General features: G+C 39.1%; 5 protein-coding genes. 3 read left to right on the top strand and 2 right to left on the bottom strand.

All coding sequences use genetic code 11. The features are described 5' to 3' along the window. Nucleotides 1-216: 216 nt before the first annotated feature. The 3 genes from KKA81_14790 (at nucleotide 217) to KKA81_14780 (ending at nucleotide 5,157) form a co-directional block, all read left to right on the top strand. Nucleotides 217-426, top strand: coding sequence for a hypothetical protein (locus KKA81_14790; GenBank protein ID MBU2652193.1), 210 nt, complete (start codon nucleotides 217-219; stop codon nucleotides 424-426). Between the two features lie 117 nt (nucleotides 427-543). Further along, nucleotides 544-3,264: a T9SS type A sorting domain-containing protein gene (locus tag KKA81_14785; protein MBU2652192.1), complete on the top strand. Its 2,721-nt coding sequence runs from the start codon at nucleotides 544-546 to the stop codon at nucleotides 3,262-3,264. A gap of 114 nt (nucleotides 3,265-3,378) precedes the next feature. Further along, a complete protein-coding gene (locus tag KKA81_14780; protein MBU2652191.1) occupies nucleotides 3,379-5,157 on the top strand; it encodes a lysophospholipid acyltransferase family protein in 1,779 nt (592 codons plus the stop codon). Nucleotides 5,158-5,212: 55 nt separating this feature from the next. On the opposite strand, the gene KKA81_14775 is transcribed toward KKA81_14780, so the two are convergent. Continuing rightward, nucleotides 5,213-9,040, bottom strand: a complete 3,828-nt coding sequence (locus KKA81_14775; GenBank protein ID MBU2652190.1) for a S46 family peptidase — start codon at nucleotides 9,038-9,040, stop codon at nucleotides 5,213-5,215. A 77-nt stretch (nucleotides 9,041-9,117) separates the two neighbouring features. Beyond that, nucleotides 9,118-10,770 (bottom strand): S46 family peptidase (locus tag KKA81_14770; protein MBU2652189.1); only part of this gene is annotated, 1,653 nt, incomplete at its 5' end.

Raw genomic sequence — 10,770 nt, 5'->3', positions numbered from 1 at the left:
GCCCCCTGCAACCTGTTAACATTTTTTCCCCTCCCCAATCACTTTCTTTGTACCTTTATTCTCCCAATCAAATTTTTATAAATGAGTATCAGGAATAATTAAAATGGGATCCAGGTTCCACGTTGCAAGTTACAGGTCGCAACCTTCAACCTGCAGCCTGTGCCCTGCAACTTGAATCTCATTGTTAATCGTTCCGGATACATAATACTTTAGATTATGAAAAACATTGCTAAACTGATTTCCTGGATGGCGGGTACTGCCGGAGGATTATTACTCCTGGGTGGAGTGATCGCCTTTTTTGCCGGTGGTGAATTTCTGGGTGTTAAAAATCATTTCAACTGGTTTTTCGTGGCCAACAGCTTCTTCTTGCTGGCAATTTGCAGCCAATTGTTTGTGATGTCGGAAAAGATTAACAACAAGTCTTAAGGTTTTTTCCGGCCATATTTATTTGGAGGTTCCTGTTGTTGATCCGAAGATGGGAATTAACTATGCTAACAAATTAAATACTAACTTTGTCCTGATTAATTACTAATGCTCCCTCCGATGAAAAAGAATTTTTCCGTTTTATTAACGGCCATATTGGTTTTGGCTGTTGTTACTTTTGTTTTTTTTAATCAGGAAAGCGACCGTCAACGTTACGAGCGTTTTCTGATGGAAGAATATGCTAAAATGCCGGATTTGCCGGAAGCAAATTATAAAGGCTTAAAAAGGCCTGATCGTCCGGATCTCGCAGCTATGCAGAATTATTTTATGCTTGCTGATCCGGCAACCGGTACTGTACCTATGGATCGTTTAAAACAGGGATACCTGGCGGCTGAACGCATCAGGAATGAAAGCACCCTGCGGTCAAATACATCTACAGTTCAGTGGTCGGCAACCGATGCCAACATGGGAGGCCGCACCAGGGCCATTATGTATGATCCCATTGATGAATCGGGTAATAAAGTATGGGCAGGAAGTGTTACCGGAGGACTCTGGTATAATGAAGATATAACCGATGACGACAGCCCATGGATTCCTGTCGGGGATTTCTGGGATAACCTTGCTATTTCCTCAATTTGCTATGATCCTAACGATCCTCAGACTTTCTACGTCGGAACCGGTGAAGGAGAAACCGCTGTAACCATTTACCGTGAATCTTCCGGGGTTGGCATGGGTATATTGAAATCAACGGATGGAGGACTATCCTGGAATTTCCTCCCTTCAACCTCCGGTTGGAAATATGTAACCGATGTAGCTGTCAGAGACGAGAATGGAACCAGTGTGATCTATGCAGGGGTGACCTCCGGAATATACCATGGAATTGTTCAGCAAAGCGAACCCTATGATGGACTCTATCGCTCGATAGATGGAGGTATTTCCTGGGAACAGGTCTTACCCGATATGAACGGTGCTAGCAATCCATACCCTGTCTCCGATATAGAAATTGCTTCCAATGGCAGGATTTTCGTCGGTACTATGCAAAATCCCAACCTTGATGGCGGTGGTGTCATTTTATATTCCGATAACGGGACAACCGGCTCCTGGACCGTTTACGACGATCAGGCCAATTATATCCTGGGACAGTCATATTATAATATACCCGGTCGTGTTGTCCTTGCTTCCGCTCCCTCTGACCCGTCAAGAGTCTATGCACTGTTTGCCGTCGGATATACCGATGGATTTACGTACTATAGGGGATTATACATTCTACGCACAAGCGATTCCGGACAATCATGGTTAACTTTACCATTGCCGGATAATGAATGGGCTACCCTTGCCTGGCACGCACTCTCTGCTGGCGTCGATCCAAACAACCCGGATCATATGTATGTTGGTGGACTTGATGTTTGGAAAACCAGCAACGGCGGAATGAACTGGAGCCACCTGTCAGACTGGTCATTGATGTATTACGGAGGTGGTCCCGATTATGTGCATGCCGACCAACATGTTTCCCTCTTTAAACCAGGATCATCAGATGAAGTGCTCTACGGTAGCGATGGAGGGGTTTTCTATACCTCCGAAGGTACTTCCTCCAACCCCGATTTTGAAGAGAAAACCCATAGCTATAACAGCCTGCAATTCTATACTTGTGCAATATCTCCGGTCTCCGGAGAAAACAGATTTATCGGAGGATTGCAGGATAACGGTACTTTGTATTACAATGATGAAGCTTTGGATATCAACGATATGATCGATGGAGGCGATGGCGCCGCATGCTTCTGGGACGAAGATGATCCCGATATTTTCATTACTTCTGTTTATTATAACCGCTACAGCATTTTCGTTAACGGGAGCTATTACAATAATGCCGGTGATTATAGCGGTACCTTCATCAGTCCTGCCGATTACGACTACAAAGAAAACATTCTTTATGCCAATGCCTGTAGTTTCTTTGGCAGTCATGCGGATCAATTGCTGAGAATTAAAAATATTCCTAATTATCCTACGGAAGCCTATATCACACTTGGTACAGGCAATTTTATTCCCTTTTCCCACGTAAAATATTCTCCCTACTCTCCAACGGGTACATCTACTTTGTTCGTGGGTACACAGTCGGGAAGACTTTATAAAGTGATAAACGCTCAAAGCTCCCCCACTGTTGACGAAATTACTGGATCAAACTTCCCGATAGCCAATATTTCCTGCGTTGCCATCGGTGCAAGCGAAAATGAATTGCTGGTGACCTTCTCCAATTATGGAGTAACCCAGATATTCCAATCCCTCGATGGTGGTCAGAACTGGGAGGTAAAACAGGGGAATTTTCCCGATATTCCTGTCAGATGGGCAATATATCACCCTGAAAACTCAGAACAGGCCCTCCTGGCAACGGAAATTGGAGTCTGGTCAACCAATACTCTGCACCTTCAAAACACTGTCTGGGAGCCTGCAATTGACGGTCTTGCCAATGTAAGAACCGATATGCTTCAATTGCGCCAATCCGATAATACAGTACTTGCAGCTACCCATGGAAGAGGATTTTATACCGCCGAGTATCCTTATGATCCTTACGTTGGACTTAATGATCTGCAGGAAGATGAAATTGCGGTATATCCAAACCCATCAAAAGGTATTTTCAGGATAGAATTCAACAGTGGAGAAAACGAACAGATCCATCTTTCCCTCTTCGACGTAGAAGGGAAAATCCTCTTTGATCAATCTTTGCAGGGGAAAAATATGGATATAATGAAAGATTTTGACCTTAGTGGATTCCCTGGTGGATTGTATATTCTTAAAATCAGTAATGGACAGGAAATCCTTAATAAGAAAATCTTACTGCAATAACAAAAGCAAGGCAGATTGTTCCGTGAAGGATTCATGGAAATGCTTATTTAGCATCAATCTGGGAGTATTTATTTGATACCTTTGTATCTGTTCGTAAAATTGAAATAGGAAAATATGGACCTTATCAAACCTCAGGATCTTTTAAGCTCGGTAAAACCCCTTAAGTACCTTGGAGGTGACTCTGCTGCAAGGTTCATGATGAAAACCCTGAAACTTAACGTACTAAATGACAGATATAATCTTGTTTCAGGACTGAAAGAACAGGCTTTCATTGATAAGGTGATAGAAGAGCTGGGTTTTACGTTTGAAATCCCGGAGGAAGATCTGGCAAACATACCAAAGGAAGGTCCTTTTATTTCCATTCATAATCATCCTTATGGTGGATTGGATGGTATTTTACTGATCAAATTGCTGGGAACAGCAAGGCCTGATTTCAAGATACTGGTGAATTTTCTGCTAACAAAAATCCAGCCTGTTGAAAGCTTTTTTCTTCCGGTAAATCCTTTTGAAACCCATAAAGATGTCAGGTCTTCCTATTCTGGATTAAAGGAGGCTTTTAGCCACCTTTCAAAAGGATTTCCCTTAGGTATCTATCCTGCCGGTGAAGTCTCTTCCTATCAGTTTGATAAGAAAAAAGTGACCGACAGAAATTGGCAGCTTTCTGTTATAAAATTCATAAAAAAAGCCCAGGTGCCCATTCTGCCTGTTTATTTTGAGGGTCATAACAGCAGGATGTTCCAGATCCTGGGTATGATACATCCTTTGCTCAGAACTGCCAAGCTTCCATCTGAACTGTTCAATAAAGAGGGAAAAAAGGTTAGAGTCCGGATAGGTACACCAATCCCTGTGAAAGATCAGGATGTGTTCAGTGATATTAACGACTTTAAAAAATTCCTCCGGACTAAAACCTATTCGCTTGGGTTGTCAGACGAAATAAGAAAAAGCCAATCTGTTCAGGCTCCCAGGATGGAGGACATAATTGCTCCTGTAAATGATGAAGATATTATTAAGGAAGTTGAATCCATAAGGGATGAGTTCTTACTGTTCAACCTTCAGGGTGTAAGCGTGTTTTGTGTCCCTTCATCCAGGATCCCAAATGTTTTAAGAGAAATAGGCCGGCTTCGCGAGGTTACTTACCGCGAAGTAGGCGAAGGCACAAATAAATCGCTTGATCTTGATAGCTTTGACGATTACTATGAGCAGCTCTTTATTTGGGATGATGAAAATCATAAGATAGTAGGCGGTTACCGTGCCGGTAAAGGCAAGGATATCCTGCCACAGCATGGTATTAAAGGTTTCTATGTTAATACCCTTTTCAGGGTGGGCCCCCAGATGATACCAATCCTGAATGAAACCATTGAACTGGGTCGCTCCTTTGTTACTAAGGAATACCAGAAGAAAACGTATTCCCTCTTTTTGCTGTGGAAAGGAATCTTGTATCTGCTGCTGAAACATCCCGAATATCGCTATCTTATCGGCCCTGTAAGCATCAGTAACACTTTTTCCGACCTTGCAAAGGCTCTTACTGTCGAGTTCATGAAATCAAATTACTATAACTTTGAATTGGCTGAATATATTCGCCCGAAAAAAACATTTAAAGCAAAAATAAATCCGGTAATCAACCGTAAAGTGTTCCTGAAACATACCGAAAACGACGTAGCCAAACTCGACCGCTTCATCCAGGATTTTGAACCCGTATTCCGTACTCCTATCCTGCTTAAAAAATATATCAACCTGAATGCAGAAATCATCGGGTTTAATGTGGATCCCAAGTTTAATTACTGCCTCGATGGGCTCATGATCCTCGACCTGCTCGATGTTCCCATGAATACAATCGAATCACTTTCCAAGGAACTGGACGATAAATCGATTCTGGAAAGGTTTAAAAAATGAAATTTTTTTTTTTCGATTAAACAAGAATCCTTTTATCAGTCAGTTAATATTCCGCCTAATATAGAACCCAATTCTCCCAGATGGTATTAATATCAACACTTATATTAATTTGCGGATCCTGCTCTTTATTGTTTATCCTTAGTGATTCCAGGGAAACATTGTATTGTAAATAATCTGCCAATTCTTTGTAAGTAACCTCGCCTTTCGTTTCCTTGAGTTTCTTTAAAAGAAAATAGGTAAACATTCCGTGATTCATCTCATCATAAGGGAGAGCCGACTGATCTCCTGAACTTGCAGCAAAAACAACCATGTTTCCACGTATAATGTTTTCTTTTGGTTTGACTTTTACCCCTCTTGCCGCTAATAAACCACTATTCCTGCCTCCTCCGGAAAAACAGGCATCTAAAAAGATAGTTATCTTCCTGGCATTGGTAGAACTCAGTTTTTCATATAGTTCATTCAGACTTATTGCAGTTGCTAAATTGGATGCACTTACATCTACTGGAAGCAAGTATGGTACTTTTGTTATTTCATCCGGTTGACCATGCCCTGCATAATAAAAAATTAACTCACCATTCTCACCAAGCTTTTCCAGAATTTTTGTAACCTGATCAATCTTTTGGTATATTAAGCCAGTAGTTGCATTAGTTAATAAGAACACATTACGCTCTTCAACACCTAAGGTACTGGTAACATATTCCCTGAATATCTTAGCATCATTAACTGCATGAGTTACATTAACTTCCGAAGATAAAGTTCTTTGATAACTTGTATAGTCTTCATTTCCAATTATAAGAGCTAGCCTGTTTTCTCTTTTAACCGTATTACGTGGTATATCTTTATCAATATAGGAGGTAAGGAAAGCATCTGTAATATTTATGTTAGGCTCATTATTTTCAATAGGGTTAAATCCGAATGTTTGGACAGCTAAGTCATCTGAGCCTTTGATCATTGCACTTAATACTCTTTTATCCCCTCTTGTACCATATTTTTCTTTAATAATAACAGTAATTGGCAGTTCTTTCTCAAAATACCTTTTGTTTACAAGAAAATCGAATTGGATCTTATGTGATTCATTCGGTTGCATCTCATTTATGGTAAAAACAAAATCCCCCGCGGGAAAAACATTGTCTGGAAGCTCAAATTCAATCTGAATATCTTCAGCAATACCCAAACCTCTGTTTTGAATAAGAATTTCAAGGTAAGATGGATTGCCTGGTACAATGAGATTATCAGAATATTTGTAATCCATTACTTTTATTTCCGGGAATTTAAAGCTGCTTGTCGGAACTTTGATTTCAATAGGGTCTGAATCAAACCCATTTTGCTCTCTAACTATTATTGAAAAGGAAGCGATGGTTTGACTCAGATTAATGTTACTTTCAATTGGTATTCTATATTCTCTTGATTGATTTGGTGGCAGGTCTCCGAAACTTATAGACTTTTGATATTTTAATCCATATGTATTACTATTATCATTTATTTCGGTGACAAGCTGTTTAGCTGTGCCTTGTCCATTATTCGATAACATTAAGGATAAATATACTTGTTCTGTTGCATCTATAACATTGTTTTCATTGGGATCAATCAATTTGACATCATCAATAGAAATTTGAGCTGGTTTGATGATTGTCTTATTGTGACTTACTGTCTGAACTACAGGTTTATTGGGAATGTTATTGTTTTGAGCGATAACAACAGGTTTTTCCCCGGCAATTTTTAACTCGTAAATCAGGTTTTTAGCCTCCGCATATTTATCAATAATAAATAATATATATCTGATATCCAAAACAATGGTTCTCTGCAATAATGGATTATAAAACACATCTCCTGCGATACCATCCTGGTTGCTGTCAAATGCGATCCCGATTAATTGCCCTTTACCATTTAATACCGGGCTTCCGGAAGATCCTCCTGTAATATCATTATTGGATATGAAACATAATTTCAGGCTTCCTTGATCTCCGTATTGTCCATAATCCCGGGATTGATATAATTGTTTTAACCTGGGTGAAACAATGAATTCACTGTTTTCTCCAGATTCTTTTGCTATCATACCATCAAGGGTTGTATAATATTCATAAAAATCCTGACTTTTCGAATAGCTGCGTATTGTCCCATAAGATAATCTCATAGTAGAATTGGCATCAGGGTAGAATGTTTTTTCAGGATGCATCTCCCTTAAACCTTTAATATATTTTCTTTGAAATACCTCAATTTCATTTTCATTGGAGCGATATTCCTTTAGAACTTCCATTAAGGTTTGATATAAACTGTTTACGATAACATATATTGGATCTTTTTGCAGTGTTTTTAATTTTGGATTATCAAGAAATTCAACAACAGTTTCCTTTTCAGAAAAAATTGACTTTTCAAATAAAAAGACTGTTAATTCATTGACATTTCCTTTGTATTGTTTTAAAAGACTGAGAAATTCAGAAGGCATCTTTGCTTCCGGGATATTATTTACGTATAAACTCAATAATCCTTGAGTCATCCTTGTATCCAATTCTTTATTGAATTTTTTAAAATGCTCATCAGTGTTGTCTCGCAATGTTTTAATTGTTGACTGTATATATTGCTCAGAGGAGTTATTTTCCAGTTGAGAATACAATCGAATAAATTTGTAAGAAAATTGAAATATTTCAGGACCGTTATATGAAGCATTTAGATTATAAAATAACTCCTTAGAAATTTTCGAGGATTTTTCATATGATTTTTCAGATAGTTGGAATATGTCAGCATATTTATCTCTTCTTCCACTATCTGAGTTAGCCCAGGATAAAAAAGCATATTCTTCTTCCTTTTTTTTCTGTATCAAATTGTTATGATTAATAATTTCAGTTTGATTGGTAAAATATTTATAGAAGTTTGACAGAGATGACAGTTCCGCCGCATACTTAAACTTAAGGTCAGGATTTTCCTTGATTGACCGGTTTAGTACATTTATTTTTTCCTGATAAATTTTTGCTAATTCAGGATTGTATGAATCTGTTAAATACTGGATTCCTTGTGATGTAAAATATCTCTCAGTTTTTCCAGGATAACCAAGCAACATGGTAAAATCACCTTCATTATATCCATTTAAAGAAATGGGTATATGATATTTGGGCTTTAACGGAATATTGCTTTGATGATATTCTGCCGGTTTACCATCGGGTGACTGATAAATTCTGAACAAACAAAAATCACCGGTATGTCTTGGCCAAGCCCAGTTGTCCGTATCTCCGCCAAACTGTCCAATGGAACTTGGTGGAGCTCCAACCAGTCTGACATCTTTATATACTTCGTAAACAAATAAATAATACTCATTACCGGCATAGAATTCCTTGATTTCAACCTGGTATCGACCGTTTGATGATGCTTCTTTTTTAAGCTCACTTGTTATTTCATTTACTTTATTAGACCTGTCAGTTTCCGTCATCCCATCGGTAAGTTTGGGGATAATCATTTTAGTAACGTCTTCGATCCTGACAAGAAAAGAGGCAGATAATCCGGTATTTATAAGTTCCTCTTCTTTATGCATAGCCCAGAAGCCATCATTCATCAAATCATATGCGAGCGTGCTGTGTAATTCTATGTATTTATAAGCACAGTGATAATTTGTGATGATTAAACCCTGATCTGAAATAACACTTCCCGAACAAAAGAACCCTGATGTTGACCCATTTGATGACAACCCTACTATACCGTCTTTTAAACTTGTATGATTTATGCTGTAAATTTCTTCTGCCGTCAGTTTCAGCCCCATTTCTTTCATGTTAGCGTAATTGAGGCGTTCAATAAGATTTGGCAGCCACATCCCTTCATCAGCTCTTACAACAAGAACATGCAGAATAAACATCAATAGAACTGCAGGAAAAACGTAATGGTTGGCTTTCATAATTTGTAGTTTAATGTGTAAAAATAAAAAAAGAAGGCATTTGCCTTCTTTTTCCGGAAATAATATTCAAGAAATATTTATGGATGATCAACCAGCTCAAATTCGATTCTTCTGTTTGCATCTCGTCCTTCATCCGTAGCATTATCTTGTAAGAAGTTTTCTTCGCCTAAACCCTTTACGATAATTCTATCCTCCGGAATTTGGTACTTTTTACTAAGAAGTTTTGCGGTTTCTTCTCCCCTTTTTTGTGAGATTTTTTTGTTATAAGCTGCTGGTCCCTTATCATCGGTATAACTGGCAATAATGAGGGAATACGAATCGTTTTCGTTTAAGAATTCTGCTATAGCCTGTAATACAGGAAGATATTTTTCAGGAACGTTATAAACATTGTTTTCAAAATAGATATTTTCAAAATGAACCTCTAAGGGTTCTTTTAAGATAATTTCTTCCTGAGGCTTAATCTTTTCCGTTACAATCGTCAATTCATCAATTAAATTCTTTGCTCCGGCAAATTTATCAATGATAAACAGAACATAACGTATATCAACATTAATAGTACGCTGTAATTCCGGTTCAAAGGCAATATCCCCGCTCATGGCTTCCCAGTTGCCGTCGAACGCAATGCCAATAAGTTCACCGTTGCCATTGATGACCGGACTTCCTGAATTACCTCCGGTAATGTCATTGGTGGTCAGGAAACAGGTGATCATCCTCTTTTCGCCGTTGATCATTTCTCCGTAGCGGCCATAATCTTTTGCAGCAAAGAGCTTTTTCAGCTTTTCTTCCACAATGAACTCGTCGTTGTTCGGATCTTCTTTTTCCATAACACCCTCGAGGGTTGTGTAATAATTATAGTAAACCGCATCGGCCGGATAATAATCAAGGACGCTCCCGTAGGATAATCTCATTGTCGAATTGGCATCAGGATAATATACCTTATCAGTATTCATTTTCCGTAATCCGTCGATGAAAAGACGGTCGTATTTACTCATACCGGCCTGGGCCTGCTGGAATGCACCGCGGGCTTCCATCATCTTTTCCGCAAAAGCACCTGCCAACTGATATGCCGGATCCTTTTCTATGGTCTTGGCTTTGGGTTTGTCCAGGAAAGTATTTACTTTATCCTGTGTGGAAAATACCGAGGTCTCAAAAACCCATTTTGCCATAGCTTCAAAATTTCCTTTGTGCTTATCGAGCATTTCCTGGAAAAGGGCAGGAACAAAGTCTTTCGGGACCTTTTGGTAATATAGCTTGAATAAGCCGGCCATTACCTCTTCGTCAAGGATCTCATTATAATCCTTAAAATGCTCCCCGGAGGATGCTTTTAACTGGTCAACCGTTTCCTGAATGATGGCTTCGGGTGAATCTTTCTTCAGTAATTCCAGTAACTGCCCGAAACTTTGGGAATATCCCAGGATTTCCGAACCGCTTGAACCGCATAATACAGTATAAAGGAATTTTTCGTAATCGACACCCATGGCTTCATAAGCCGTCTTGTAATCATTCAGAACACTACCATACTTCTCTTTACGCTCGGGAGTTCCATCAGCCCATGCCTGAAATTCTTTTTCAATGTCCTGCTTTTTGGCAGTAACACCCAGTCGCTTTAGTCCCCTTTCCTGTCCGATCATGTATTTCCATGTGTTGGAAGTACCGGCGTATTTGGAAGCATACTGGATGCGGGTCTTGCGATCCTGATCCATATATTTTTTCCAAATTTCAAGTTTCTT

The sequence above is a fragment of the Bacteroidota bacterium genome, assembly GCA_018831055.1.
Classification (GTDB): domain Bacteria; phylum Bacteroidota; class Bacteroidia; order Bacteroidales; family B18-G4; genus M55B132.
The sequence above is the reverse complement of the archived record's forward strand: the minus strand, read 5'-3'. Positions and strand labels throughout refer to the sequence as shown.

Excerpts from the sequence above, each read along its gene's own strand:
- KKA81_14790 (MBU2652193.1), top strand. The coding sequence starts at position 217 with ATGAAAAACATTGCTAAACTGATTTCCTGGATGGCGGGTACTGCCGGA.
- KKA81_14785 (MBU2652192.1), top strand. The coding sequence starts at position 544 with ATGAAAAAGAATTTTTCCGTTTTATTAACGGCCATATTGGTTTTGGCT.
- KKA81_14780 (MBU2652191.1), top strand. The coding sequence starts at position 3,379 with ATGGACCTTATCAAACCTCAGGATCTTTTAAGCTCGGTAAAACCCCTT.
- KKA81_14775 (MBU2652190.1), bottom strand. The coding sequence starts at position 9,040 with ATGAAAGCCAACCATTACGTTTTTCCTGCAGTTCTATTGATGTTTATT.